The organism is Thermocrinis jamiesonii, from assembly GCF_000702425.1.
In the GTDB taxonomy this organism is placed as follows: Bacteria; Aquificota; Aquificia; order Aquificales; family Aquificaceae; genus Thermocrinis; species Thermocrinis jamiesonii.
Genome location: NZ_JNIE01000002.1, coordinates 87,639 through 113,445, shown reverse-complemented (window position 1 = coordinate 113,445; position 25,807 = coordinate 87,639). Strand labels below are relative to the sequence as shown.

Annotated in this window: 36 protein-coding genes; 33 read left to right on the top strand and 3 right to left on the bottom strand. The window is 41.5% G+C overall.

Annotated features, from left to right (window positions below; translation table 11 throughout):
- The first annotated feature begins 3 nt into the window (after positions 1 to 3).
- The 5 genes from oadA to nadD are packed head-to-tail and all read left to right on the top strand — an operon-like array spanning position 4 to position 5,495.
- Positions 4 to 1,842, top strand: a complete 1,839-nt coding sequence (gene oadA / locus K217_RS0100720; RefSeq protein WP_029551224.1) for a sodium-extruding oxaloacetate decarboxylase subunit alpha — start codon at positions 4 to 6, stop codon at positions 1,840 to 1,842.
- Positions 1,839 to 2,507 (top strand): response regulator, encoded by a 669-nt coding sequence (locus tag K217_RS0100715; RefSeq protein ID WP_029551223.1) that lies wholly within the window; start codon positions 1,839 to 1,841, stop codon positions 2,505 to 2,507. Before oadA ends, K217_RS0100715 begins: the two co-directional genes overlap by 4 nt.
- Complete coding sequence (locus tag K217_RS0100710) at positions 2,504 to 3,610, top strand: metallophosphoesterase (RefSeq protein WP_029551222.1); 1,107 nt, start codon at positions 2,504 to 2,506, stop codon at positions 3,608 to 3,610. Before K217_RS0100715 ends, K217_RS0100710 begins: the two co-directional genes overlap by 4 nt.
- Positions 3,607 to 4,905, top strand: coding sequence for a ribosome biogenesis GTPase Der (gene der / locus K217_RS0100705; RefSeq protein ID WP_029551221.1), 1,299 nt, complete (start codon positions 3,607 to 3,609; stop codon positions 4,903 to 4,905). Before K217_RS0100710 ends, der begins: the two co-directional genes overlap by 4 nt.
- Positions 4,902 to 5,495 carry a nicotinate (nicotinamide) nucleotide adenylyltransferase gene (gene nadD, locus K217_RS0100700; protein WP_029551220.1) on the top strand — a complete coding sequence of 198 codons (594 nt, stop codon included), beginning with the start codon at positions 4,902 to 4,904 and terminating at the stop codon, positions 5,493 to 5,495. The genes der and nadD overlap by 4 nt, the downstream gene beginning before the upstream one ends.
- 5 nt (positions 5,496 to 5,500) lie before the next feature.
- Here nadD and K217_RS0100695 read toward each other — a convergent pair whose 3' ends face one another.
- Entirely contained in the window at positions 5,501 to 7,288 is a 1,788-nt protein-coding gene (locus tag K217_RS0100695) for a SulP family inorganic anion transporter (protein WP_038028053.1), read from the bottom strand.
- 20 nt (positions 7,289 to 7,308) lie between these two features.
- Between K217_RS0100695 and hisH the strand changes: the two genes are divergently transcribed.
- The 28 genes from hisH to K217_RS0100555 all read left to right on the top strand — a co-directional run bounded on the left by hisH (position 7,309) and on the right by K217_RS0100555 (position 24,034).
- The gene (gene hisH, locus K217_RS0100690; protein WP_029551218.1) at positions 7,309 to 7,920 is read left to right on the top strand and encodes an imidazole glycerol phosphate synthase subunit HisH; all 612 of its coding nucleotides are present in this window, start codon (positions 7,309 to 7,311) and stop codon (positions 7,918 to 7,920) included.
- Between the two features lie 70 nt (positions 7,921 to 7,990).
- Positions 7,991 to 9,859, top strand: coding sequence for a molecular chaperone DnaK (dnaK, locus tag K217_RS0100685; RefSeq protein WP_029551217.1), 1,869 nt, complete (start codon positions 7,991 to 7,993; stop codon positions 9,857 to 9,859).
- Positions 9,860 to 9,873: 14 nt separating this feature from the next.
- A complete protein-coding gene (locus K217_RS0100680) occupies positions 9,874 to 10,743 on the top strand; it encodes an Hsp33 family molecular chaperone HslO (protein WP_029551216.1) in 870 nt (289 codons plus the stop codon).
- 53 nt (positions 10,744 to 10,796) lie between these two features.
- A complete protein-coding gene (gene rplN, locus K217_RS0100675) occupies positions 10,797 to 11,162 on the top strand; it encodes a 50S ribosomal protein L14 (RefSeq protein ID WP_029551215.1) in 366 nt (121 codons plus the stop codon).
- On the top strand, positions 11,162 to 11,521 hold the full coding sequence (rplX, locus tag K217_RS0100670) for a 50S ribosomal protein L24 (RefSeq protein WP_029551214.1): 360 nt from the start codon (positions 11,162 to 11,164) through the stop codon (positions 11,519 to 11,521). Before rplN ends, rplX begins: the two co-directional genes overlap by 1 nt.
- Before the next feature lie 3 nt (positions 11,522 to 11,524).
- Entirely contained in the window at positions 11,525 to 12,088 is a 564-nt protein-coding gene (gene rplE, locus K217_RS0100665) for a 50S ribosomal protein L5 (protein WP_029551213.1), read from the top strand.
- 9 nt (positions 12,089 to 12,097) lie between these two features.
- The gene (locus K217_RS0100660; protein WP_029551212.1) at positions 12,098 to 12,286 is read left to right on the top strand and encodes a type Z 30S ribosomal protein S14; all 189 of its coding nucleotides are present in this window, start codon (positions 12,098 to 12,100) and stop codon (positions 12,284 to 12,286) included.
- A gap of 12 nt (positions 12,287 to 12,298) precedes the next feature.
- Positions 12,299 to 12,709: a 30S ribosomal protein S8 gene (gene rpsH / locus K217_RS0100655; protein WP_029551211.1), complete on the top strand. Its 411-nt coding sequence runs from the start codon at positions 12,299 to 12,301 to the stop codon at positions 12,707 to 12,709.
- 9 nt (positions 12,710 to 12,718) lie between these two features.
- Positions 12,719 to 13,273: a 50S ribosomal protein L6 gene (gene rplF / locus K217_RS0100650; RefSeq protein WP_029551210.1), complete on the top strand. Its 555-nt coding sequence runs from the start codon at positions 12,719 to 12,721 to the stop codon at positions 13,271 to 13,273.
- Between the two features lie 18 nt (positions 13,274 to 13,291).
- Positions 13,292 to 13,663, top strand: a complete 372-nt coding sequence (rplR, locus tag K217_RS0100645) for a 50S ribosomal protein L18 (RefSeq protein WP_029551209.1) — start codon at positions 13,292 to 13,294, stop codon at positions 13,661 to 13,663.
- Positions 13,664 to 13,678: 15 nt separating this feature from the next.
- On the top strand, positions 13,679 to 14,254 hold the full coding sequence (rpsE, locus tag K217_RS0100640; RefSeq protein WP_029551208.1) for a 30S ribosomal protein S5: 576 nt from the start codon (positions 13,679 to 13,681) through the stop codon (positions 14,252 to 14,254).
- Between the two features lie 2 nt (positions 14,255 to 14,256).
- The gene (gene rpmD / locus K217_RS0100635) at positions 14,257 to 14,442 is read left to right on the top strand and encodes a 50S ribosomal protein L30 (protein ID WP_038028052.1); all 186 of its coding nucleotides are present in this window, start codon (positions 14,257 to 14,259) and stop codon (positions 14,440 to 14,442) included.
- On the top strand, positions 14,439 to 14,885 hold the full coding sequence (rplO, locus tag K217_RS0100630; RefSeq protein WP_029551206.1) for a 50S ribosomal protein L15: 447 nt from the start codon (positions 14,439 to 14,441) through the stop codon (positions 14,883 to 14,885). The genes rpmD and rplO overlap by 4 nt, the downstream gene beginning before the upstream one ends.
- Positions 14,882 to 16,177, top strand: a complete 1,296-nt coding sequence (secY, locus tag K217_RS0100625) for a preprotein translocase subunit SecY (protein WP_029551205.1) — start codon at positions 14,882 to 14,884, stop codon at positions 16,175 to 16,177. Before rplO ends, secY begins: the two co-directional genes overlap by 4 nt.
- The gene (locus K217_RS0100620) at positions 16,174 to 16,815 is read left to right on the top strand and encodes an adenylate kinase (protein WP_029551204.1); all 642 of its coding nucleotides are present in this window, start codon (positions 16,174 to 16,176) and stop codon (positions 16,813 to 16,815) included. Before secY ends, K217_RS0100620 begins: the two co-directional genes overlap by 4 nt.
- A complete protein-coding gene (map, locus tag K217_RS0100615) occupies positions 16,805 to 17,617 on the top strand; it encodes a type I methionyl aminopeptidase (protein ID WP_029551203.1) in 813 nt (270 codons plus the stop codon). The genes K217_RS0100620 and map overlap by 11 nt, the downstream gene beginning before the upstream one ends.
- On the top strand, positions 17,610 to 17,849 hold the full coding sequence (gene infA, locus K217_RS0100610; RefSeq protein WP_029551202.1) for a translation initiation factor IF-1: 240 nt from the start codon (positions 17,610 to 17,612) through the stop codon (positions 17,847 to 17,849). The genes map and infA overlap by 8 nt, the downstream gene beginning before the upstream one ends.
- Positions 17,850 to 17,883: 34 nt before the next feature.
- A complete protein-coding gene (rpmJ, locus tag K217_RS0100605; RefSeq protein WP_029551201.1) occupies positions 17,884 to 18,000 on the top strand; it encodes a 50S ribosomal protein L36 in 117 nt (38 codons plus the stop codon).
- Between the two features lie 12 nt (positions 18,001 to 18,012).
- Positions 18,013 to 18,393: a 30S ribosomal protein S13 gene (rpsM, locus tag K217_RS0100600; protein WP_029551200.1), complete on the top strand. Its 381-nt coding sequence runs from the start codon at positions 18,013 to 18,015 to the stop codon at positions 18,391 to 18,393.
- A gap of 11 nt (positions 18,394 to 18,404) precedes the next feature.
- Complete coding sequence (gene rpsK / locus K217_RS0100595; RefSeq protein ID WP_029551199.1) at positions 18,405 to 18,794, top strand: 30S ribosomal protein S11; 390 nt, start codon at positions 18,405 to 18,407, stop codon at positions 18,792 to 18,794.
- 3 nt (positions 18,795 to 18,797) lie between these two features.
- Complete coding sequence (gene rpsD / locus K217_RS0100590; protein WP_029551198.1) at positions 18,798 to 19,427, top strand: 30S ribosomal protein S4; 630 nt, start codon at positions 18,798 to 18,800, stop codon at positions 19,425 to 19,427.
- 11 nt (positions 19,428 to 19,438) lie between these two features.
- On the top strand, positions 19,439 to 20,392 hold the full coding sequence (locus K217_RS0100585) for a DNA-directed RNA polymerase subunit alpha (protein ID WP_029551197.1): 954 nt from the start codon (positions 19,439 to 19,441) through the stop codon (positions 20,390 to 20,392).
- 3 nt (positions 20,393 to 20,395) lie between these two features.
- Positions 20,396 to 20,752 carry a 50S ribosomal protein L17 gene (rplQ, locus tag K217_RS0100580; RefSeq protein WP_029551196.1) on the top strand — a complete coding sequence of 119 codons (357 nt, stop codon included), beginning with the start codon at positions 20,396 to 20,398 and terminating at the stop codon, positions 20,750 to 20,752.
- Positions 20,749 to 20,988 (top strand): YggT family protein, encoded by a 240-nt coding sequence (locus K217_RS0100575; protein WP_029551195.1) that lies wholly within the window; start codon positions 20,749 to 20,751, stop codon positions 20,986 to 20,988. The genes rplQ and K217_RS0100575 overlap by 4 nt, the downstream gene beginning before the upstream one ends.
- The gene (locus K217_RS0100570) at positions 20,985 to 21,761 is read left to right on the top strand and encodes a TlyA family RNA methyltransferase (RefSeq protein WP_029551194.1); all 777 of its coding nucleotides are present in this window, start codon (positions 20,985 to 20,987) and stop codon (positions 21,759 to 21,761) included. Before K217_RS0100575 ends, K217_RS0100570 begins: the two co-directional genes overlap by 4 nt.
- Positions 21,739 to 22,137: a hypothetical protein gene (locus K217_RS0100565; protein ID WP_029551193.1), complete on the top strand. Its 399-nt coding sequence runs from the start codon at positions 21,739 to 21,741 to the stop codon at positions 22,135 to 22,137. Before K217_RS0100570 ends, K217_RS0100565 begins: the two co-directional genes overlap by 23 nt.
- A complete protein-coding gene (locus tag K217_RS0100560; protein ID WP_029551192.1) occupies positions 22,113 to 22,361 on the top strand; it encodes a hypothetical protein in 249 nt (82 codons plus the stop codon). The genes K217_RS0100565 and K217_RS0100560 overlap by 25 nt, the downstream gene beginning before the upstream one ends.
- Positions 22,361 to 24,034 (top strand): MBL fold metallo-hydrolase, encoded by a 1,674-nt coding sequence (locus K217_RS0100555; protein ID WP_029551191.1) that lies wholly within the window; start codon positions 22,361 to 22,363, stop codon positions 24,032 to 24,034. Before K217_RS0100560 ends, K217_RS0100555 begins: the two co-directional genes overlap by 1 nt.
- On the opposite strand, the gene lepB is transcribed toward K217_RS0100555, so the two are convergent.
- Entirely contained in the window at positions 24,024 to 24,707 is a 684-nt protein-coding gene (lepB, locus tag K217_RS0100550; RefSeq protein ID WP_029551190.1) for a signal peptidase I, read from the bottom strand. The two genes, K217_RS0100555 and lepB, sit on opposite strands and share 11 nt — an antisense overlap.
- A 7-nt stretch (positions 24,708 to 24,714) precedes the next feature.
- Positions 24,715 to 25,749 carry a dual-specificity RNA methyltransferase RlmN gene (gene rlmN / locus K217_RS0100545; RefSeq protein WP_029551189.1) on the bottom strand — a complete coding sequence of 345 codons (1,035 nt, stop codon included), beginning with the start codon at positions 25,747 to 25,749 and terminating at the stop codon, positions 24,715 to 24,717.
- Between the last annotated feature and the right edge of the window lie 58 nt (positions 25,750 to 25,807).

The window sequence follows — 25,807 nt, the reverse complement described above, 5'->3', positions numbered from 1 at the left end:
CCGATGAGGAAAATAGAAATAACGGACGTATCTTTGAGGGATGGCATTCAGTCTTTGCTTGCTACAAGGGTAAGAACAGAAGATATGCTCGAAATCGTGGAAATACTTGATAAATGCGGCTTTTATTCCTTGGAAGTTTGGGGAGGGGCTACCTTTGATGTGTGCCTTAGGTATCTCAAAGAGGACCCTTGGGAGCGTTTAAGAAAATTCAAAGAGCGCGCACCTAACACAAAGCTTGAGATGCTTTTAAGAGGCCAAAATATAGTTGGGTATAGGCACTATCCAGACGATGTGGTAGAGTCTTTTGTTAAGAAGGCTTACGACAACGGCATAGAGGTCTTTAGAATATTTGACGCCCTCAACGATACCAGAAACCTAAGAAAAGCTATAGAAACTGCCAAAAAGGTGGGAGCTATAGTGAAGGGTGTACTGTCTTATACAATAAGCCCAGTTCATAGTGTGGAGTATTACGTAAATATTGCAAGAGAACTTGTGGATATGGGAATAGATATAATTTCTATAAAAGATCAAGCGGGTTTATTGTCTCCAAAGGTGTGTTATGAGTTGGTAAGTGCTTTAAAGTCCGAGTTTCCAAAATATCCAGTCCATCTTCATACTCAGACTACTGCAAGCTTGGCGGAGATGGCTCAGCTAAAGGGTGTGGAAGCGGGTGCAGACATGATAGATACCGCTTTTTACTCTTTGGCCTCCCAAACTTCCCATCCCGCAGGGGAGACAATGATATACGTTCTGAGGGAGTTTGGCTATAAGGTGGATGTGAATGAAAAACTTTACAAAAAAGCGGGAGACCTTTTTGCAAAGATCAGAACAAAATACAAAAAATACGATGTGCTACCACCTTATCCTGATGTGGGTGTGCTTTTGCATCAGATACCAGGGGGGATGATAAGCAACTTTATAAGCCAACTTAAAGAGCAGGGTATGGAAGAAAAGCTACAGGAAGTTTTAGAAGAGGTAATAAGGGTCAGGGAGGACCTTGGCTATCCACCTTTGGTAACACCCACCAGTCAAATAGTAGGATCTCAAGCCTTTTTAAACGTGCTTCACGGCGAAAGGTATAAGGTAGTTACCAAAGAGGTTAAAGATTACGTAAAAGGTTTATACGGCAGACCACCTGCACCAATAAAGGAAGATGTGCTTAAAAAGATCCTTGGAGATGAAGAACCAGTTTATCACATAAGACCGGCCGATCTTTTAGAACCAGAGTTGGACAAAATAAGGCAGGAGGCAATAGAAGCTGGAGCAAAAAGTGAGGAAGACATACTTTCTTACGCCCTTTTCCCCTTGGTCGCAAAGGAGTTCTTTGAGTGGAGAGAAAAAGGTGAGCCATACATACCTGAGCTGAACATGGTAGAAGAAAAAAGAGAAAACATACCCATTGAGTTTATGATCACAGTTCATGGAGAGCAGTATCACGTGCAGATAGCAGGAAGGGGAGAGCCTACCCAAGAAGGAAGACCATTCTTTATAAGATTAGATGGAAGGTTGGAGGAAGTTTTACTAAAGCCCATAAGAGAATTGGCGCCTGACACTATGGTAAGCGGAGACATTTACACACTTGGCACAGAAGTAAAACCCAAAAGACCTAAACCTGTGGGACTTGGAGATGTAGCCTCACCAATATCGGGTAAGATAGTGAGCATAAAGGTTAAGCCTGGCAATGAGGTAAAAGAAGGGGATGTGCTGTTTGTGGTGGAGGCAATGAAGATGGAAAACGAAGTCTATTCACCCATAGAAGGTATTGTGGAAGAAGTGTTTGCCCGAGTAGGAGAGACCATAAATCCAGACGAGGTGGTGGTAAAAATTAGGCCCAAAGCATGAAGATTTTCCTGCTTGAGGATGACGAGGATCTTTCTGAGCTCTTGGCCTATCATCTTCAAAAGGAAGGTTTTTCTGTCATCTGCTTCAATAAAGGAATTGACCTTCTGGAAAAGGTAAAGGACGAAAGACCAAGCCTGTTTATTTTAGACATAATGGTTCCCTCTTTGGATGGTTTTAGAGTAGCAAGCTTTCTAAAATCTTCACCTCATACAAGGGATATACCCATAATCTTTCTTACTGCAAAGGGTATGGAAGAAGACAAGTTAAAGGGTTTTGAGCTTGGTGCGGATGATTACATAACAAAACCATTTTCTGTGAAAGAGTTCTTGGCTCGTGTTAAGGCGGTTTTAAAAAGATACGGAACTTTAAAAACTGGGGGGGTTATCAATTTGGGAAGTCTTAGCGTAGATTTAGAAAAGATGGAAGTAAAAAGAGGGGATGAGAAAATCAATCTAACAAAAACGGAATTCCTAATTTTAAAAGCGCTTTTGGAAAACTATCAAAAACCAATCAGCAGGGACTACCTTGTTGAGTATGTGCTAAAAAAAGAAGTTTACGACAGAACCATAGATGTGCATATAAAAAACCTAAGGGAAAAGTTAGGTAAGGAAGGTGAATGGATAAAAACCATAAGGGGTGTGGGTTATAAATTAGAAGCACCATGAGGTGGTTCATCTTTGCCTTCTTAGGAATCTACTTTCTTATGAACTTATACGTGTTTTTAAAGCTAAGGCATCCTGCTTTTATTCCGGTGATCCTAATGGGTTACTTTTCTCCCTTACTGATGAGGTATGCGGACACTAACCTATCTCCTACAATTAGCTATTTTGTAGGCTTGTTTGCCCTACTATACATGGGCTTTTTGGTGTATTTTATTTTGCTTTTCCTTCTTTTTGACATCTATACATTGTTTGTTAAATTTCTTCACCGAGTTTTTGGCGTAAATCCTTTGCCAAGACCCTCTAAAAAAGCTACTCTTATTCTTGTGTTTATCCTATCCCTTAGCTTGTCCGCCTATAGCTATTACGAAACCTTGAACTTAAGGGTCTATCACTTTAGGCTTGAGACGGAGAAATTACCCTTAGAGAGAATAAGGATAATGCACATATCGGACGTTCACCTTGGACCGGTTATGGGTATGGATAAAATAGAGCTGATAAGGAAAGTCTATAATGCATACAAGCCTGACATTCTTGTATCCACCGGAGATCTGGTGGATGGGAACATGAAGAGGAAAGACGGTTTAGCGGTTGCTTTGGCAGAGATGGACCCACCTATGGGAAAGTTTGCAGTTCTTGGCAATCATGAATACTACAGAGGTGTGGATCAAGCGGTAGAATTTACCAAATCTGCAGGATTTAAGCTTTTGAGGGGAGAAGTAATAGACTTAGGTTTTATGCTGGTGGCAGGTGTGGATGATGACGACTGCAGACTCTTTAACGCATGCATCGGCCCAATAGACGAATACGAGCTGTTAAAAGATGCTCCAAATAGAGATAAGTTTGTACTTTTGTTAAAACACAAACCAAGGTTGGATAAAAGGGCTGTGGGGATGTTTGATCTTATGCTCTCTGGACACACCCACGGCGGAGTTTATTATCCTGTAGGAAAGTTTATAATCCCAAAGCTTTTTGAAGCAAACGCAGGATGGGTGGATTTGGGAAAGGGAAGCTATCTTTTTGTAAGCAGAGGGGTAGGCACCGGAGGACCACCTATGAGACTGCTTGCACCACCAGATGTAGCTATAATAGATATAGTTAAAAAGTGAAGATAGTTATAGTAGGAAGGCCAAACGTAGGAAAGTCAACGCTTTTTAATCGTATTGTGGGCAAAAGGATAAGTATAGTTCATGGCATGCCAGGCGTTACGCGAGACGCGATCGAATCAATAGCAGAGTGGAAAGGAAGAAGGTTTAAGGTGGTAGATACAGGTGGGCTCATCGAAAGTGAGGAGCAGATAATCAAAGAAATAAGGAAACGGGTAGAGAGACTTTTGGAGGAAGCGGATGCGGTTCTTTTTGTGGTTGACGGTAAAGAAGGTATTACATCAGCAGACCAGTCTATAGCAAAACTGCTTTATCCTCACAAAAAAAAGGTTTTTTTGGTTGTAAATAAGATAGATACAAAATCTGCACAGTCAAACCTTTATGACTTTTACAGCTTAGGTTTTGAAAGGGTTTATCCAATCTCTGCACAGCATGGCAAAGGCGTAGGGGAGCTTTTGGATGGTGTTTTCTCTTGCGTAGCGGAAGGGGAAGAAGTTATACAGCAAGAAGGTATAAGGCTGTCCTTTGTTGGTAGGCCTAACGTGGGAAAGTCTTCTTTGGTAAATGCCATACTTGGTAGTGACAGGGTTATAGTTTCTCCCATAGCCGGGACCACAAGAGACGCGGTGGAGATCTTTTTTGAATACAAAGGGGAGTATTTGATACTCGTTGATACCGCTGGAATTAGAAGGCCTTCAAGGGTTGAATATGGTGTAGAATTCTTCTCAGTAGGAAGAGCCATAAAGGCTATTGAGATGTCCGATGTGGTTTGCTTGGTGGTGGACCTTTCGGAGGGAGTAACCCATCAAGATCAAAAGATAGCCAGTTTGATAGAAAGAAGATACAAGGGATGCGTAATAGTAGGTAACAAGTTTGACCTTGTCGATCTAAAAAAGGAAGAGGCAGAGGCTTACATAAGGCAAAGGCTTTACTTTTTAGACTATGCACCGGTGGTGCTTACAATAGCAACGGAAGGCAAAGGAATAGAGGAGCTTTTGGAAAGCGCTTTAGTGGTTTATAGGGACTATTGCAAACAGCACAAAACATCGTTCATAAACAGGGCAGTTGAAAAGATCATCTCTGAGAAGGCTCCTCCAAGCTACCGAGGGAAAGAGGTAAAGGTTTACTTTGCTTATCAAGAAACCACAAAACCTCCTACCGTAGTCTTATACACAAACTATCCAGAAGGTTGGAAGAGCAATTACAGAAAGTTTTTTGAAAGAAAACTTAGGGAATACCTCAATGTAAAACATTCTCCAATAAAGCTTGTGCTTAAGTCTAAGGAAGAGGGAAAATGAAGATTTTTTTTGGTGGAAGTTTTGACCCCGTTCATCTTGGACATCTTTTGGTAGCAAGGGATGTTCTGGAAGAGTTAAAAGTTGAAGAGGTTGTCTTTGTTCCTGCCTACCAAGCACCGCTTAAAGAAAACCATAAAGCAAGCCCAATGGACAGACTTTACATGCTAAAGCTTGCCATAGAAGGAGTTGAAGGGTTTTCTGTAAGTTTGATGGAAATAGAAAGGAAGGGAATCTCTTACACAGTGGATACAGCCCAACAACTTTTCCAAGAGATCAAGAAAAAGCCCACCTTTTTAATAGGCGCAGACAGTGCCCTTAACTTGCATCTTTGGAAAGATCCATTAAGACTTGTAAAGTTGGCAAGGTTTGTAATCATAGACAGAAGCTCTAAGGGAAAGGAGGTAAAAGCCTACCTAAGGGAAAGATTTCCAGAACTAAAAGAGGATGAAGACTATATAATCCTAAGCGTAAGAAGGGTTGATATTTCTTCCACAGAAATAAGGCGTAGGGTAAAAGAGGGTAAAAGTATAAGGTGGCTTGTGCCTCCAAGTGTGGAGGAATACATCATCAGCAAGAACCTTTACCGATAGAAAGGCTAATCTTCTTGGGGGGATACGACCTTTTCTCCACTCTTGAATTCCAAACATTCTCTGAATACCACATGGGGACATTTTTTTGCACAGAATAGGTGATCTATTTTTTCAAGCAATACGCTCAAAGACTGCCCCTTTGAACCAAATATCATGCCCTCTGGAACAACCTCTTTTAAACCTGCCCTTTCTAAAACTGGCATAACCACCCGGTTTACATTTCCAATAGCAGTAGATAAACCCATAGCCTGAAGTCTTTTTAGCATTCTTATAAAATTTTCCGCACCTACCGCATCCATATAATTGGAAGCCTCCAAGTCTATGAAAACAAATTTTAGCCCCTTGTCCTTTCTTTCTTGGGCTTTTTCCACTATATAGTTAGAAACATACTCTGCATTCCCAAAATATATAGGCATTTGGGGTCTTATGTATAGGATCTGAGGGCACTCCGCAAGACCTTCCGCCTCTGCATTTTCAAAGGTTTGTGTTTTGGGATTTCTTGTAATTACCACTATACGAGGATACATAGTTTTATAGACAAAAGATCCAAAAGCTAAGATGGCACCCATAAGTATTGCTTGCCAGAGATCCATAATAAAGACGCTTAGGAAGGTAAGCCCTGCCACCACACCGTCTATGGGATTTATTCTGTATAGGCGCCATATCTCTTGAGGTTTAACAAGTGGAACAACTGCGGTTAGTATTATCACCGAAAGGGTAGCCTTCGGCAGGTAATAAAACAGGGGTGCAAAGATAAGAAGAGTTTTAAGTATGACCAAGCTTACCACAGCATGGGCTATGGGAGAGGCAGTTTCAAGCCTATAGTATAGAGCTGAACGTGAAAAAGAACCGCTTATCGGAAATCCCTGCATAAGACCTGCTGTCAAGTTTGCAAGCCCTTGACCAATTAATTCCTTGTTTGGATCCCATCTGTCCCCTTTTTCTACCGAAAACTTTTTGGCTATAGCCAAAGCCTCCAAAAGGCCTATGGCAGACACCACTATTGCACCGCCCCACAAGGCAGATAGAACTTGCAGGTCTATGGGAGGTAAGCCTATAGGCGGAAGGCCAGCTGGCACATCTCCTACAATAGGAACGCCATACTTTCTATTTAGGTCCAAAAGGTAGGAAATCAGCGTGGTTATTACGACCGCAATCAGGGCACCGGGGGCAAGAGGATGTATTTTACTTGACACGTATATGATTACAAACGCCAAAATGCTTACCATTACTGTGTATGGATTTGTTAGATAGAGCTTTTGGGCTATGTCAGCTAATAAAGAGAATATCTGAGTGCTCTTTGTGGTGCTAAAACCAAGAACACCACCCAACTGATTGGCTGAAATCACGAGCGCACCGGCGGAGATAAAACCAACTATCACGCTGTGGGATATAAGATCAAGGATGAATGCAAACCTAAAAATTCCCATCAAAAGAATAGTTATGCCAACCATAAGGGCTAAGAGACTAGCCAGCCCTATCCATTCGGGTGTCCTTGGCTTGGCAAAAGGCAAAAGGGTGGATGTGACCAATATTGATACCATAGCCACTGGGCCCGTCCCCAAAAACTTTGAGCTTCCAAAGAGAACCGCAACTAAGGGAGCAAGCAGTGATGCATACAGACCATTTATGGGTGGCATTCCGGCTAAAAGAGCATAAGCCTTTGCCTGAGGAATCAAAACCGCTGCAACCGTAAGACCAGCTATTAGGTCTTTTGTGAACTTTTCTCTGTTGTATCCTTTAAGATAGCCTAAGTTTAAACTAAAAGATTGGACTATACTTTTGGGGGTCATACGATTTAGTATTTTATTTTATGATTGCACTCGTAGATTACGGAATGGGAAATTTAAGAAGCGTAGAGAAGGCTTTGGAGTATGTAGGTCTTAAAGTTTTGAGAACGAGCGATCCGGAGGTTGTAAAAAAATCAAGGGCAGTGGTTCTGCCTGGAGTGGGGGCTTTCAAAGACGCAGTATACAACTTGAAAAGATTAGGGCTTTACGACGCAATCCTTTTGCACATAGAAAGTGGAAAACCCTTCTTAGGCATATGCCTAGGACTTCAGCTCTTGTTTGAGAGAAGTTACGAGTTTGGCGAAGAAAAAGGTTTTGGTGTTTTAGAAGGGGAGGTTGTCCTTCTTCCACCTACCGTAAAAATACCCCACATAGGCTGGAATCAACTTTGGAAAAGGAGGGAATCAAAAGTCTTGGAAGGAATAGAGGATGGCGAATTTGTCTATTTTGTCCATTCTTACAGGGTGATCCCAAAGAAGGATGATGTGGTCCTTACCCTAACAGATTACGGGGAATACTTTGTATCCTCCGTAGAGTATGAAAACATCTTTGCGGTTCAGTTTCACCCAGAAAAAAGCCAGAAGGTAGGATTAAAGCTGTTAAAAAACTGGGCTATATATAACCTGTCTTTATAAAAAACTTGACAAAAACACACTAAATTTTTAAATTAAATACTACCAATTAAGCAATTAAGGAGGTGTGAATATGGCAGAGAAGGTAATAGGAATTGATTTAGGAACTACAAACTCGGTAGTTGCAGTTATGATAGGTGATGAGCCGGTGGTAATACAAAATCAAGAGGGTTCTAGGCTGACACCCTCTGTGGTATCTTGGACAAAGGAAAAGGAAATTTTGGTAGGTGAGCCTGCCAAAAGGCGTGCCATACTGGACCCAGAGAATACAATTTACGAGTCTAAAAGGTTCATAGGTAGAAAGTTCGAAGAGGTAAAGGATGAAGCTAAAAGGGTGTCTTACAAAGTAGTACCCGATGAAAAAGGGGACGCAAGTTTTGAAATCCCCAACTTAGGAAGAACGGTAAGGCCAGAAGAAGTAGGAGCCCAAATTCTAAAAAAGCTAAAAGAAGCAGCCGAAGCCTACTTGGGAGAAAAGATAACAAAGGCAGTAATAACTGTGCCGGCGTATTTTAACGAAAGACAAAGGCAAGCAACGAAGGATGCGGGAAAGATAGCGGGGCTTGAAGTTTTAAGGATCTTAAACGAACCTACAGCAGCAGCCTTAGCCTATGGACTAGACAAAAAAAGCGATGTGAGGATCCTCGTCTATGACTTTGGAGGTGGAACCTTTGACGTGTCCATCTTAGAAGGTGGAGAAGGGGTGATAGAGGTAAAGGCTACTGCAGGAGACACCCACCTTGGAGGTGCCAACATAGACGAGAGGATAATGGACTGGCTCATAGAGGAGTTCAAAAAAGAAACAGGTATAGACCTGAGGAAGGATAAGACAGCCCTGCAGAGGCTAAAGGACGCTTCCGAGCAAGCCAAAAAGGAACTATCCTTCAAGCTTGAAACAGAAATAAACCTACCCTTTATAACCATAGACCCATCCACCAATCAACCACTGCACCTACAGAAAAAGCTTACCAGGGCAAGGCTGGAAGAGATGATAAAAGACTTAGTAGATAGAACTATAGAGATCGTCAAAAAGGCTTTGGAAGATGCCAAGCTCAGACCTCAAGATATAGATGACGTAGTCTTGGTAGGTGGTTCTACCAGAATTCCTTTAGTTCAGCAGAGAATAAGGGAATTCTTTGGTAAGGAACCCCACAAAGGAGTCCATCCGGACGAGGTAGTCGCAGTAGGTGCGGCTATACAAGCAGGTATCCTCTCTGGACAGGTAAAAGAAATCCTTCTGGTGGATGTCACTCCTCTTTCCTTAGGTGTGGAAACCTACGGTGGTGTTATGACTGTTCTAATCCCCCGCAACACTCCAATACCTTACAGAAAGTGCGAGATCTTTACCACCGCCAGCGACTATCAAACGGAGGTAGAGATTCACGTTCTACAGGGAGAAAGACCCCTTGCCAAAGACAACAAATCCTTAGGTAAATTTTATCTTACGGGCATACCGCCTGCACCCAGAGGAGTGCCAAAGATAGAGGTTTGCTTTGACATAGACGTGGATGGCATACTGCACGTAACCGCCAAAGACTTAGGAACCGGTAAGGAACAGTCCATAAGGATTCAACCCTCTTCTGGACTCACCCAGGAGGACATAGAGAGGATAATAAAAGAAGCTCAAATGCACGAAGAAGAAGACAGAAAGAAAAAGGAGCTTATAGATGCCAAAAATCAGTTAGACATGTACATATACAACTTGGAGAAAGTGCTCAAAGAAAATAGAGACAAAATACCTGCTGATTTAGTTTCAGAAGTTGAACGTGCTATCCAAGAAGGTAAGAATGTCTTTGCTTCTTCTCAGGACATTCAGGAGGTACGTAGGACAACAGAGAAGATCTTGGAGGTTTCTGGAAAGCTCGGAAGCTATATTTATCAATCTGCTGAAAAGAAAAGTGGTGGAGAAGGTGGAGATGTAATAGAGGGCAAGACGCTGTAAAATGATTATCTACTATGTTCTTTAAAGAGCTTAACTCAGAAACGAAGGACGATCTGAAGAATTACTTTGAAGATAGAGATTATGCAATTATTGCAGTGCCTAAAGAAGACCCGGTAAGGGTTTATGTAATAAAGGCAGACAGGACCGTAGAAACTGCCAGAAGAATACACAGACTTGATCCTTATTCTACTGTCCGTTTGGGAGAATGGCTCCTGTCTGCCCTAATACTTACTTCTTTGCTAAAGCACGCCAGTCCTCAGAAGGTTCTTCTGAAGTTTGTTGACAAAGAAGAAAGCATTGTCGCTGAAGCTGATGGAAAAGGAAGGGTTAGAGGTTTTATAAGTTTTGTTCCCCAAAAGGTGGAGCAGGCGGTTATTACAGTTGTAAAAGAGCTAAGAATGGGCACGCCTTACACTAGTATAGTTCCCGCTGTTGGCAAGGACATTAAGGAAAACTTGCTTTATTATTTTCAGCAGTCTGAGCAGATCAGGACCGCTGTGGATATGGCGGTGTTGTTAAACGAAGATGGTTCTGTAAAGCATGCGGGAGCTTACATGGTTCAGACCATGGGCGGTACATCTCCAAAAGTAGAAAAACTTCTCCAAGAGAGAATAAAGAGTCTCCCTCCGCATTCTCACATTCTCTCCTTGGAAAAAAGACCAGAAGACGTGGTGGAAGACATTCTTTTTGACATGGAGCCTAGGATAGTGGGCTTAAAGGAGGTTGAATACTACTGCCCTTGCAATGAAGAGATAGCGAAGACTGCTTTGCACCTTTTGAGTAAGGAAGAGGTGGAGGAAATTCTGTCGGAAGGTCCTGCGGAAGTGGTTTGTAACTTTTGCGGAAGAGTTTATAGATTCGATAAAAACTCAATCTTTTCATAAAAAAAGCCCTTTTGTGGTATAATTTATAGTCTGACTTACCAAGGAGAGGTGCCATGATACAGAGGCAAACTTATTGCAATGTAGCTGATAACTCGGGAGCAAAAAAAGTTCAGGTTATAGGTATACCCTATGCTCCGAGGAAGTATGCAACCCTTGGGGATGTGGTTACCGTTACGGTAAAGGACGCCGCACCAAACAGCCCTGCCAAAAAGGGGAACATATACAGGGCGGTGGTGGTTAGGACCAAGAAAGAGGTAAGAAGACCGGATGGCAGTTATATCAAGTTTGACGACAACGCGGTGGTTCTTCTCAATCAATATGGAGAACCTTTGGGCACAAGAATCCTTGGTCCCATTGCCCGTGAGGTAAGAAATCGCGGATTTACTAAGCTCGCATCCCTCGCACCGGAGGTAGTCTGATGGCGTCTAAGATAAAGAAAGGTGATACAGTGGTAGTGTTAAGAGGTAAAGAAAAGGGTAAAACTGGAGAAGTTATAAAAGTTTTGAGGGAAAAAAATAGGGTGGTTGTGAAAGGTGTAAATTTTGTTAAGAAGCACGTAAAGGAAATACCAAATGTTAGAAAGGGTGGAATATACGAGGTTGAAGCGCCTATACACATAAGCAACGTCATGCTTGTGTGTCCAAAGTGTGGAAAACCAACAAGAGTAGGTTTTAGGATCGTACAAGAAGGTGATGTCTTTAGAAAATACAGGTACTGCAAAAAATGTAACGAAAATATAGATTTGGTTACAGAGAAAGTTAAAAAAAGAGAGGGTTAAGAGATGAGCGTAGAAACTAAGTATGTCCCAAGATTGTACGAAAAGTATAAAAACGAGGTTGTTCCTAAGCTTATTGCTAAGTTTGGCTACAAAAATCCCATGGAAGTGCCAAGATTGGTAAAGATCGTGGTTAACATGGGTGTGGGTGAGGCGGTTAAAGACATAAAATTTTTGGAAAGAGCTATGGAAGACCTGAGGGCTATCACAGGGCAACAGCCTGCAATCAGAAGGGCTAAAAAATCCGAGGCTGGTTTTAAACTTAGGAAGGGAATGCCAATTGGTCTAAAGGTTACCCTCAGAAAGGAGAGGATGTGGGACTTTTTGGACAAACTCATCTCTGTTGCTTTACCGCGAGTTAAGGACTTTAAGGGTTTGAATCCAAGGTCCTTTGATGGCAGAGGAAACTACGCCTTTGGTATAGCAGAGCAGATAGTCTTTCCGGAAATAGACTACGAAAAAGTGGATGCCATAAGGGGTATGGATGTGATAATTCATACCACTGCAGAGACAGATGAGGAAGCCCTATGGCTTTTAGCTTTGCTTGGGTTACCAATAAGAAGCTTTTAGGAGGACAACATGGCAAGAAAGGCTAAGATAGCAAAGGATATTAAGCACTTTCCTAAGTACGAAGTTAGGAAGAAAAACAGATGCCCACTGTGTGGAAGACCAAGAGGTTTTATAAGATACTTTGGTATGTGTAGGTTATGCTTTAGGGAACTTGCCCTTAAGGGTGAATTGCCCGGCGTTCGTAAAGCAAGCTGGTAAGGAGGTTAGAGCATGGACCCAATAGCAGACATGTTTTCAGCCATTAAGAATGCCATAATGAGAAAGAAAGATTATGTAGATGTTCCTTCTTCTAAGTTAAAGGAAGCTATTCTTGAAGTGCTGAAAAGGGAAGGATATATTCTTGGATGGGAAAGGTTAGACTCAGAAGAGCACAGGAAAGGAACCCAGTATAAGCTGAGAATACATCTAAAGTATGCGGATCCTAAGAAAAACAAAAGCGTTATACGTGGATTGGTAAAGGTGTCCAAACCGGGTAGGCGCATATATGTTCCAAAACATCTGGTTCCTCACGTTAGGAAGGGCTTGGGTATAGCTATTCTTTCTACAGACGCAGGCGTGGTTACGGACCACGAAGCACGAAAGCTTGGTAAAGGCGGAGAAGTTATAGCATACGTATGGTGAGGTGCAAGCATGTCAAGGGTAGGTAAAAAGCCTATACAAATACCCAGCAACGTAAAGGTAGCTTTTAAGGATGGCGTGCTGTCGGTAGAAGGACCAAAGGGCAAACTTTCTATGAAAATCCACCCGGACATAAAGCTAACCTTGGAGGACAGCACTATAAAGTTGGAAAGGCCTTCGGATGCACCCTTTCACAAAGCCATACATGGGACGATGGGAGCATTGATCAGAAACATGATAAAGGGCGTAACGGAAGGATATACAACCGTGTTGGAGGTGGTTGGTTTGGGATACAGAGCAGCTGTCAAAGGTGGAAACTTGGAGCTAAATCTTGGCTATTCCCATCCTGTGATTTATCCTATACCTCCTGACGTAAAGATAGAAGTTAAAGAAAACAAAATATACATAAGTGGTATAGACAAGCAAAGGGTTGGTCAAGTTGCAGCTGAGATCAGGGCATTCAAAAAGCCGGATCCATACAAAGGTAAGGGTATAAGGTATGAGGGAGAGCAGCTAAGGCTGAAGGCAGGAAAGACTGCAGGAAAGGGTAAGGGTGGAAAAAGGTAAAAAGTAAGGAGGTTAGCTATGGCTAAGCTTAGCAGGCATGAAAGGAGAGAAAGAAGACACAAAAGGATAAGAAAGAAGATCTTTGGCACTCCGGAAAGACCTAGGTTGTGTGTCTATAAGAGCCTGAACGCATTTTATGCACAGATTATAGACGACACTGTGGGGAGAACTTTGGTGTCAGCTTCTTCCATAGACAGGGACTTTGTCCAATTGACAGGCAAAAGGGGCGGAAAATCCATACAGGACGTTCAAAAGGTTGCTGAGCTTTTGGTCAAAAAGGCTTTAGAAAAGGGTATAAAGAAGGTGGTTTTTGACAGAGGAGGTTTTCTCTATCATGGCAAAATTAAAGCCTTTGCAGATAAATGCAGAGAGCTTGGTTTAGAGTTTTAAAAAAAGGAGGCTAAGATGGGTGGCGTATCAATTGAGGCATTGATTGATCAAAGAAGGAAAGAACAGAACATATTGGAAATTCAAGATCAATTACAGCTGGAGGAACGCCTCATATACGCAAAAAGAACCACGAGAGTCACGAAAGGTGGAAAGAGGTTTTCCTTTAGTGCATTGGTGATTGTGGGAGACAAAAGAGGCTTTGTGGGCTTTGGTCTTGGAAAGGCAAAGGAAGTGCCCATAGCCATAGCAAAAGCTATAGAGGACGGCAAAAAACACATCATAAAAGTTCCCATAGTGGAGGGAACTGTGCCCCACGATGTGGTAGGTCACTATGGACCAACTATGGTGAAGGTCATTCCTGCCAGAAGGGGGACAGGTATAGTTGCAGGTGGTGCTGCAAAACCAATTTTTGAACTGGCAGGTTATACAGATGTTCTTACCAAAATAATAGGAAGCACGAACCCTAACAATGTAGTAAGAGCAGTTTTTGATGCGCTTTTACAGCTTACTACCCTCGAAGAGGAAGCAAGACTTAGGGGTATTAGCGAAGAAGAGCTAAGGAAAAGGTATAAACTTTATGCGAGGGTATGAAGATGAAAAAGATAAAGGTGCGCCTAATTAGAGGTTTGGCTGGAAAGCCTGAAAAACACATAAAGGCTGTAAAAAGCTTAGGTTTAAGAAAAGTAGGAGATGTTAGAATATTGCCGGACAATCCAATGGTTAGAGGAAACATAAAAATTGCCCATTATCTTTTGCAAGTTCAGGAGGTGGAAGAATGAAGCTCCACGAATTGGCACCCAACCCAGGAGCGACCAAAAAGAGAAAGAGGGTTGGTAGGGGTATAGGTTCTGGGCACGGCAAAACTTGTGGAAGGGGACACAAGGGCCAAAAGTCAAGGTCTGGAGACAGAAAACTTCCCTCTTGGTTTGAGGGTGGTCAAACGCCTCTGCACAAGAGAATTCCCAAAAGAGGCTTTAGAAGTCCCAACAGGATTGAGTATTCGGTGGTTAATGTAAAGGTGCTGGATAAGTTATTTTCCGAAGGGGAAGAAGTAGATCCACAAAAGCTTTTGGAAAAGGGGCTCGTAAAACCTCGCATGCCAGTAAAAATACTCGGAGATGGGGAGCTTTCAAAAAGACTAATCGTTAAAGCTCATGCCTTTTCTAAATCTGCAAAGGAGAAAATTGAAAAAGCTGGTGGTGTTTGCGAGGTCATAAGGTGATAGATTACCTAAAGCAGGTTTTTTCCTTAGAGGACCTGCGCAAAAGGTTTATATACACCCTCTTGATGTTTGCCATATACAGGTTGGGTAGCCACATACCTTTGCCCGGTGTGGATACTACCGCCTTGCAGGATTTTTTCAAAAGCTTTGAAGGAACGCTGTTTTATCTGTATGACATATTCTCCGGTGGAAACCTCTCCCGTATGACTCTCTTTGCCCTTGGCATTATGCCCTACATATCAGCATCCATCATGATGCAATTGCTTACAGTAGCTGTTCCGGAGCTTCAGAGGTTGGCAAAGGAAGAGGGAGATTACGGAAGGTATAAAATAAACCAATACACTAGATATTTAACAATTTTAGTTGCCTTTGTGCAGTCTCTTGGTATAGCATTTTGGTTAAGAAGTCAGGTGTCACCTAAGGGTTATCCTTTGGTTTTGGAAGGAGGTGTCTTTTTCATCCTAACTACCGTGATAGCTTTGGTATCTTCTACCATGTTTTTGATGTGGGTAGGAGACAGAATAACAGAAAAAGGTATAGGAAATGGTATGTCCCTGCTTATCTTTGCGGGTATAGTAGCAGGTTTTCCCAACGCAATCGTAAGAATTTATGATATGCTCAAAAACGGAGATATAACACCCTTTGCGGTGGCTGGAGCTGTTATCTTTGTCGTAGTTGTAACCTTTGGCATAGTTTTCATTCAGGAAGCAGAAAGGAGAATACCGGTCCAACATCCCAGACGCCAAATAGGTAAGCAAGAAATAATAGGCGGTTCTACCTATCTTCCCATAAAGATAAACCCTGCAGGAGTAATACCTATCATATTTGCCCAATCTTTGCTCATAATACCCTCAACCGTGCTTGGATTTATCCAACATCCAATAGGAAAGGCACTGCACGACGCTTTTAATCCTACAACCTTCCTTTACAACTTCCTATACGTGCTTTTCATAATATTTTTTACATACTTCTATACTGCGGTGCTCATAAATCCGGCTGATGTAGCTGAGAACCTAAGAAAGGCAGGAGCTTTTATACCTGGGGTTAGACCCGGGCAAGACACCCAAAGACTCTTAGAAGGCATAATAAACAGGTTGGCCTTTGTAGGTGCCATCTTTTTAAGCGTGGTAGCTGTAATTCCTGTATTCGTAAGCATTTGGCTTAAGGTCCCCTTTTATTACGGTGGAACCACTGCTCTCATAGTGGTGGGTGTAGCCCTTGATACGCTTAACAAAATAGAGGCAAGCCTTTTGCAAAGAAAATACACTCAGTATAGGAGGAAGGTAAGGTGATAGTGGTATTTCTTGGGCCACCGGGAGCAGGAAAAGGCACACAAGCCAAGCTTCTCTCCCAAAGACTTGGATTTTTACACCTATCTACAGGGGATATATTAAGAGAGGCGGTAAAGAAGCAAACACCCTTAGGAATAAAGGCTAAGGAATACATGGACAGAGGAGAACTCGTACCGGACAATCTGATAATAGCTCTCATAGAGGAGTATCTTCCTAAGGAAGGAGGAGTTATTTTAGACGGTTTTCCTCGAACCATAGCCCAAGCTGAAGCCTTGGAGAACATGCTAAGCGCTAAGAGTAAAAAGGTGTCAAAGGTTCTTCTGTTTGACTCTCCAGACGAAGTAATCATAGACAGGCTTTCTGGAAGGAGGGTATGTTCAAACTGCGGTGCGGTTTATCACATAAAATACAATCCTCCAAAAAAGGAAGGAGTGTGTGACCTATGTGGTGGAAGCTTAGTGCAGAGAGAGGACGATAAGGAGGAGGTAATCAAAAACAGACTTGAGGTCTATAAAAGGCAAACGCAACCTCTGATTGATTTTTACAAGAAAAAGGGTATAATATATAGATTGGATGCGACAAAGAGTGTGGAAGAGCTATTTGCTGAGGTTGAAGGCATTATAAAAGATGGCGGATAAAAGGCAGATAGAACTATACTCTTTGAAGGAAGTGGAAAAGATAAAGAGGGCTTGCGATGTGGTGGTGGAGGTTCTGGAAGAGGTATCAAGGCATGTCAAACCAGGCATTTCCACTTACGAGCTTGACCTGATCGCAAGGGATGTGGTAAAAAGTAAAGGGGCAAAGGCTGCTTTCCTTAACTACAAACCATCCTTTAGTAAAACACCCTATCCTGCCGCTTTGTGTGTGTCTGTGAATGCGGCGGTAGTTCATGGTCTACCAAAAAGGGAAGTTATACTTCAGGAGGGAGATTTGGTAAGCTTAGATTTTGGAGCCATACTTGATGGATACGCTGGCGATTCAGCCATTACCGTGCCCGTGGGGAACATATCCGACGACAAAAAAAGGCTTTTAAAAGCGACAAAGGAAGCTCTAAAGGAAGCGGTAAAAGCATGTGTTCCTGGTAATTGGCTCTCTGACATAACCAAGGCAATAAAGAAGGTTGCGGACAAATACGGAGTGTATCCCGTAAAGAACTTGGGTGGTCACGGCATAGGCAGAAGGGTGCATGAACCACCCTTTGTTCCAAATCACTTAGAGGACTTTAAATACGAAAAGGACATAAAGCTAAGGGCAGGTATGGTTTTAGCCATAGAGCCCATGCTTTCTCTTGGTACCAGTGATATCACACACGATGGAGATCAATGGACTGTTCTTACCGCAGATGGAAGCCCTTCAGCCCATTACGAATATGTGGTCGCGATCACAAAAGATGGACCTATGGTACTAACACAATTCAGAGAGGTTTTCTTTGATGCCTAAGAAAAAAGATCAGGAAAAACAAAAAGAAAAAGGAATTGTGCTTGAAGGCACTGTAGAAGAAGCTTTACCCAACGCTATGTTTAGGGTAAGGTTGGACACAGGACATCAGGTATTAGCCCATGTTTCTGGAAAAATGCGCGTGCACTTTATTAGGATACTACCAGGAGATAGGGTGAAGGTGGAGCTATCTCCTTATGACCTTACCCGTGGAAGGATAATATACAGAGAATAATGTGGTATAATATTCCATTTCCAGGAGGTTTGAGATGAAAGTAAGACCCTCTGTTAAGCCCATATGTGCCAAGTGTAAGATAATAAGGAGAAAGGGTAGAGTTATGGTAATATGCGAAAATCCTAAGCACAAGCAAAGGCAAGGATCCTAAGGAGGAAAGGCAATGGCAAGAATAGCGGGAGTAGATCTGCCAGACCACAAAAAATTGGAGGTAGCCCTAACTTACTTGTATGGTATAGGATGGAAAAGGGCTAAGGAAATATGCGAAAAGACTGGCATACCGTGCACAAAGCGCTTAGGTGAATTGAGTCCAGAAGAGCTAAATACCATAAGAAAGTTTATTGAACAAAACTATAAAGTAGAAGGAGACCTAAGGAGGGAAGTCCAGCTGAACATAAAGAAGCTAATTGATATAGGATGCTATAGAGGAATAAGACACGCAAAAGGATTACCTGTAAGAGGACAGCAGACGAGAACTAACGCAAGAACGAGAAAAGGAAAAAGAAAAACGGTAGCCGGAACTAGAAAGAGAATAGCTAAGTAAGGAGGAAGGTGATGGCAAAGAGAAGACAAACCACAAAAAAACAAAAGAGAGTTGTAACCCAAGGCATAGTTCATATTCTTAGCACGTTTAACAATACCATAGTTAATGTAACTGATATGCAGGGTAATACCCTTGTTTGGGAAAGCGGTGGAACTGTTGGTTTTAAAGGTACAAGAAAGAGCACACCTTATGCTGCTCAACTTGCAGCCCAAAGGGCAGTAAAAAGGGCAATGCAGGAGTATGGACTTCAAGAAGTTGAAGTGGTGATCAAGGGTGCGGGTGCAGGTAGAGAGTCTGCACTAAAGGCAGTGCATGCTACTGGAATAAAAATAACAAAGATCAGGGATGCTACTCCTATACCCCATAACGGCTGTAGACCACCTGCAAAAAGGAGGGTGTAAAGAATGGGTAGGTATTTAGGACCCTGGGTAAAAATAGATAGAAGATTTGGTGTGGTTGTATCTGGTAAAAAGAGCGCTCCCAAAATTCTTGCCAAAAGAAATTATCCACCAGGACAACACGGAAGACTAAAAGGTAGAAAAAGAAAGCTAACTGAATACGGTTTGCGACTTATGGAAAAACAAAAATTGAAGTTTTTATACGGTGGAATAAGGGAAAAGCAATTCAAAAAATACTTTGATATGGCTTCAAAAGCCAAAGGAAATACAGGGCAAGTTTTACTCCAGCTGTTGGAAAGACGGTTGGATAACGTAGTTTATAGATTAGGGATCGCCTGCACCAGAAGACAGGCAAGACAGTTTGTTGCTCACGGACACATACTGGTAAATGGTAAAGTGGTTGACATTCCGTCCTATCAAGTTTCCCCAGGAGACATCATAGAGGTAAAACCAAGCTCAAGGGATATCCCCCAAATCATTCAAAACTTAGAAAACATAGATCCAAGGAGTGTGCCAGTATGGTTAGAGCTTGACAAAGAAAACTTCAGGGGTAAAGTTCTTGATTTACCCAAAGACATACAGTTAGAAATACCGATAAACCTGCAGTATGTTATAGAGTTTTACTCAAGAGTATAAGGAGGAACAGAATGATAAGGCAGTTTGTTTATCCAACGAAGATCTTTTGGGAAGAAGTAAATAAAACGTATGGTCGTTTTGTAGTAGAGCCCTTAGAAAGGGGTTTTGGCATAACCATAGGAAACTCCCTGCGTAGGGTTCTTCTTTCATCCATAGAAGGCTGTGCCATAACTGGTGTAAAAATATACGGTGTTTATCATGAGTTCTCTGCTTTAGAAGGTGTGCAGGAAGACGTTTTGGAGATCATAGCAAACTTGAAGAAGTTGAAATTTAGGATGAAGGATTCGGATGTGGAAATTCTCTATCTTAAGAAGAAAGGAGAAGGTACAGTTTATGCAAAGGATTTTTCTTTGCCTCCCAATGTAGAACTGATAAATCCAGATGCAAAGGTGCTTACTATTACAAGCCCGGATGTGGAAGTTAACATGGAGGTAAGAGTAGAAAGAGGAATAGGATATGTGCCTACGGAGGAAATGGAGGCTTTTGGAGAAATTGGATGGATTATGGTAGATGGAGATTTTAACCCAGTTAAACACGTAGCCTACAGAGTAGAAAAGACAAGGGTTGAGAAAAAAAGCGATTACGACAGATTGATAATGGAAGTCTATACAGATGGTACAAAAACTCCAGAGGAAGTTGTAAAGGAAGCGGTTGGTATAATAATCAGGAACTTCTCCACATTGGAGTATATATCCCACGAAATACCAAGGGTAATAGAAGAACCCATTCCACCTGATGAGTTTATAGAAAAGTTGTCCCTTCCTGTGGAAGAGCTGGATGTGTCCCAAAGGGCACTTAATTCAATAAAGAGAATGGGCATAAACACCATAGGAGATTTAGTTAAGCTTACGGAGGAAGAGCTAAAGAGCACTAAAAACATAGGAAGGAAAGCTATAAACGAGCTAAAGGAAGCCCTCAAACAGTTGGGTTTGCACTTTGGAATGGATCTCACAGGCAGGAGGTAAGCCATGAGGCACAGAGTTAAGAAAAAACACTTTGACAGGACAAAAGAACAGAGATTGGCTCTTTACCGCTCTCTTGCCAGAGCGTTAATTTTGGAGGAAAGAATAGAAACATCTTTGCAAAAGGCAAAGGCAGTGCGCCCCTTTGTGGAAAAACTGATCACCTTAGGAAAAAAAGGAGACCTTTCTGCAAGAAGAAGGGCCCTTGAGCTTTTGCCAGACAAAAAGGCGATAAAAAAACTTTTTGAAAACATTGCTCCACGCTTTGAAGGCAGGAACGGCGGTTACACCAGGATAATCAAACTGCCACTCAGGAGAGTGGGTGATTCCTGCGAACTTGCCATACTTGAGTTTGTTGAATGATAAAAGCCATACTGTCTTTAATAATAAATATACTTATTGTGCTTGTTCTGGTTCATGCCATAGGTTCTTGGATCCCTCAAATAAGGAAGAGTGGATTTTACAAAAGATTGGACAATATCGTTGAACCAATCCTTCGTCCAATAAGAAGGATCCTCCCTACTTATGCCAATGTGGATTTTTCTCCCCTTGTGCTCTTGCTAATCTTATATTTGATAAAGTCCCTTCTTAAACTTTGAGGTTAGACCAGTATTTGGTTGAGAAGGGTTTAGCTCCCACCAGAGAAAAAGCTCAAGCTCTCATATTGGCAGGTATGGTGCTCGTGGATGGCAAATTGGTAGATAAGCCGGGTAGTAAGGTAAAGGAAGGTTCTAAGGTTGAGATAAAAGAACCTTTTAAGTATGTCTCAAGGGGAGGATATAAGTTAGAGAATGCCCTTGATAGACTTGGTTTGTCCGTGGAAGGTTTTGTTGCTCTTGATGTGGGCTCATCTACTGGTGGTTTTACGGATTGCTTGCTACAGAAGGGAGCAAAAAGGGTTTATGCGGTGGATGTGGGTAAGGCTCAGATGGACCAAAAGCTAAGAAAAGACAGCAGAGTAGTTCTTTACGAAGAAACGGACGCCAGAGAGCTAACGGAAAAGCACGTGCCAGAAAAGGTAGATATAATAACCATGGATGTATCCTTCATATCTTCCACAGCCCTTTTGCCCAATGTAGTTAGATTCTTAAAAGAAGACGGATTGCTTTTGGTTCTTGTAAAACCTCAGTTTGAACTGCCAGCAAAATACGTTAAAAAGGGGGTGGTAAGAGACGATGCCAAAAAAGTGGAAGCCATTTTAAAAGTGGCGGAGTTCATCAAAGGTCTTGGCTATTCTATAAAAAGAATAATTAAAGCTAAGCCAAAGGGTAGTAAGGGAAACGAAGAGTTTTTCATCCTGGCTAAAAGGGGAGACTTAGGTTTGGAAGACCTAAAATTGGAGGCTTGGAATGCTGTTAAGGAGCATGTTTGATGGAAATGAACTTTCTGGAAACTTAGGCGAGTATCCTCTAACTGCAGAAAACCTCTTCAGAGTGGGGCTTGCCCTTTGTGTTTATCTTGTGATAGAAAAAGGGGAAGGAAAACCTACCTTAGGATTGGACACACTTAACTTTGCTACCGCATCCTTGGCGGTAGGCTTTATGGCAGGTGGTGGGGATGTTTTTATCGGTGAAGGTGACCTAAAAGTTTCTTACAAGTTTAAAGAAGAAAAACATACCTTGGTTTTTGAAGGTTTAACAGACATTGAATTAAAGAAAGTAGAATCTATACTTTTTAGCAGGTATAATATCCCAAGGAAGAAAGGTGAAGAGGTAGGTAAAATATGGATAGAAGGGAGGAAGCATTAAAACTGAGCAAAGAGATTATAAAGAAGCTTTTGGAATGTGGCACAGAGTTGGATGAATACTACAGAAAGATCAGAGAAATTAGGGTTATGGAAGATTCCCTTTCTTTTCAATCCGCACTTATAAATGTGGAACATGCCTTCTTCATGGTAGTTCAGTCTTTCAATATCCTTAAAGAGCAGTTAAGTCTTTTGGAAGTAGCCGCTAAGAAAGGGGAGGTGTTTTGATGGCTATAAAGTTTCTTTTGCTTGATAAAGATAAAAAACTTTTTCCCGTTTTTGGAGATATTTTGGATATAACCGGTCACAAACTTATGGTTGCGCTTGATGAAACCAAGGCTGTTGATTTATTAAATACGGTAAAACCAGATTTGCTAATTCTAAGCTATAAAGACATTAACTTCTTTTGGGATATCCTTCAAAAGGACATATTTTGTTTGCCTTTGTTCTTGGTTGAAAACTACGAAGATGCGGACAAGATAAGAGAAATGGGGTTTAGCGATCTTAACATAATTACCATTCCTTTCAACCCGTTGGAATTTTTGAATAAATCTGCAAAGCTCTACAATATGCACAAAGATATTGAGCACAAAATTTCCGGTAGCTTTGGATTAATGAACGTATTGATATCCCTTCTATCAAAAGGAGTGTCTGCAGGTATTTTATTTGTTTCTGAGGATAAAGCGTGTGAAATTTATATAAAAAGTCACTCTGTAAAAGGGCTTTCCTGCAGTTTAGAAGAGTTTTTTGAAATACTCAAAACAGAGGACCTTAACCTATCTTTAATTCCCTATGAGGCAGACGTAAAGCTAAACACATACTTTAAAAGCAACCGGGAATTCTTCTCTATTTTTGCTCCTACCACACCAATTCAAGAGGTTGTTCAGAAGGAAGCCATTCCAAGTATAGAGAAGCCTTCTCTATATCCCATTGAGGATGATTTCTTTTTGATAGCTTTAGTAGACAAAGACGGCCTACTTCAGAGAAACGTATATCTCCGAATATACAGAAAAAAAGACGGGGGCATACCCATACTTTTTAACCTTGCACCTAATCAAAATTTTCCAACACTGAAGGAACTTTTAGAAAAGACTTTAGGTGGTTTGGAACAAATAAAAGCTTTGGTATTGATGGACCTACTTGCGGAGGATGTTCAAAGCATTTTCAATTTGCTTAGCTTATCTTCCAGGCTCTACGTTATCACGAGTTTCCCCATAGCGCTTAGTTTGATTTCCTTGGGAGTTCCAGAAAGGCGGATAAAGCTTATAGAAAGCTTGCCTGAAGGACTACTTAACTTAGGAATTAAATTTATAAAAGCGCCATTTTTGCCAGATAAGGGTAGCTTTGTTGTAACAGAAGAAGAAAAGAAAATTTTGTTTTCCTGCAAGCTCTTTAGCTCTTTTTGCCTTCCAGAAGAATACTCTCCTACCAAAAATGCAAACCCAAATGCGATCATGCTTTACCACAGTGTTAATTTCTTAGGTTATGAAAATCCTGTTGCGTTAAGCCTTATAAGGCTTTTTAACCCCACCGCTATATACCCTGCCTTTGGAAATCCGATTTTGGAAAACGTGGGCGAGATAATAGACAGTATCCTAAAGTATAGGACAACTTTCAATCAGGCCAATTTGGAAGATGAAACATTAGTTTTAGGTTTGGTTAGCAGTATTCTGTTTGAAGTTAGGAAGGAGGTATCTAAGGAAAAGTACGAGAGTTTATTGGATAATCTTAGTGAGTTTGCGGATGTTAAAGAAGGGGTGATTTCTAAAGTATTTGTTGATATAAAGCGCTTTCCAGAGCTTTTCCTCTATGCCCTTTACTCCATAAAGCCGCCACCGAAGGTTTTGCTGTCTGCCCTCTATAAATTCGTAAAGGCAGAAATTCCCGTATTTACCATATAAGAGGTTTTCCTATCCTTTCAAACCTTGGGTTTATCAATGCTATAAGAAGCTGTTTTATTCCCGTTATAAAGCTAACTTCGGTGCTCTGAAGGGGAGGCACATCTCCCGAGAAGTATATAACAAAAGCTTTTCCCACTATGTTTTCCCTTGGTAAAAAGCCCCAATACCTACTGTCTTCGCTATTGTCTCTGTTATCACCCATAACAAAGTAATGTCCTGGTGGCACCTTTATGGGTCCAAAGTCCCTCTTTGAAAAAACCGCTTCCTCATAAAACTGAACTCTGTATCTAACTCCACCAGGTAGCGTTTCTTCGCTAATAATCTTCGTAAAGTGGTCTTCCTTGGATTTTTCTATTTTAACCAACTTTGCCGGCTCCCCGTTTATGAAAACTTGGTTATCTCTAATTTCAATAACATCTCCTGGTATCCCAATGATCCTTTTTATAAAGTCTATCCTTGGATCTATGGGATACTTGAACACAACTATGTCTCCCCTCTGAGGCTCGGAAAACCTATAAACCAGTTTATTTACCAGTATGAAGTCGCCAACAAGCAGGGTAGGTTTCATAGAGCCTGAGGGAATGTTGTAAGCTTGAGCTACAAAGGTCCTTATCAAAAGCACCACCATGACCACTACGATCAACTCCGTAACCCATTTTCCTCTTTTGCTCATAGTTTAATTACCTCAAAGCAAATCTTTTGCTTCTTAGCTGACCGCATGCACCAAAGACTTTTATTCCTTTACTTATCCTGATAAAGGTAGATATACCCTCTTCCCAAAGGACTTTCTGAAAGGCATATACGCTTTCCATAGAGGGTCTTTTGTATGGCAATTCAGGATCTGGATTAAAAGGAATAAGATTTACTTTGAATTTTTTTCTGTTTTTCCTTAGGAGTTTTGCAAGCTCTCTTGCGTGTTCCACACTGTCGTTTATGCCCCTTATTAATACGTACTCTATCATTATTCTTCTGTCAGGGGGGTAAGGAAAGTCATGCAATACTTCCATAAGCTCTTCCAGAGTGTTGGTCTTTGAGATCGGCATCAGGCTTTCCCTCAGGTTTTGAGATGGTGCATTTATGGAAACTGCTAAATTTAACTCTCTCATAAGAGGATCTTCTGCCATAGCTTTCAATTGGTTTATAAGCCCGCTTGTAGAAATGCTTATTCTTCTTTTTGAAAGGTCAAGCCCCCAAGGACTTACCATAATCTCTACCGCTTTCCTTACGTTTTGGTAGTTTGCCAAAGGCTCTCCCATGCCCATAAAAACCACATTTCTTATTTTTTCTTTTGTCATTTTTTGGACCTGCAAGAATTGGTCTATAATTTCCTCCACCTTTAGGTTTCTTATAAGCCCATCCCTTGCAGTAGCACAAAAGCTACAACCTATTGCACAACCTATCTGGGACGAGACGCACAGCGTTAGATGATCTCTCTCGTATATTAGCACAGTTTCAATAATATGGGCGTCCTTAGTTTTGAAAAGAAATTTTTTTGAATCACCTCCTTCTAATACATCCAAAAGTTCCAAGCTATGAATTAGGTAATTATCTTTCAAAAAAGCTCTTTGCTCTTTAGAAAGGTTGGTCATTTGCTGAAAGTCAAAAACAAACCTTTTGTATATCCAGTTTAATATCTGGTCTGCCCTGTAAGGCTCCCAACCTATTTTCTTAACCTCTTCTCTCAGTTCTTTTAAAGTTAAAGATGTTACATACATTCCATGCGATCTTGTGTTAAATTATAACATAAGCATATGCGGAAAAAAGGTAGTTGGA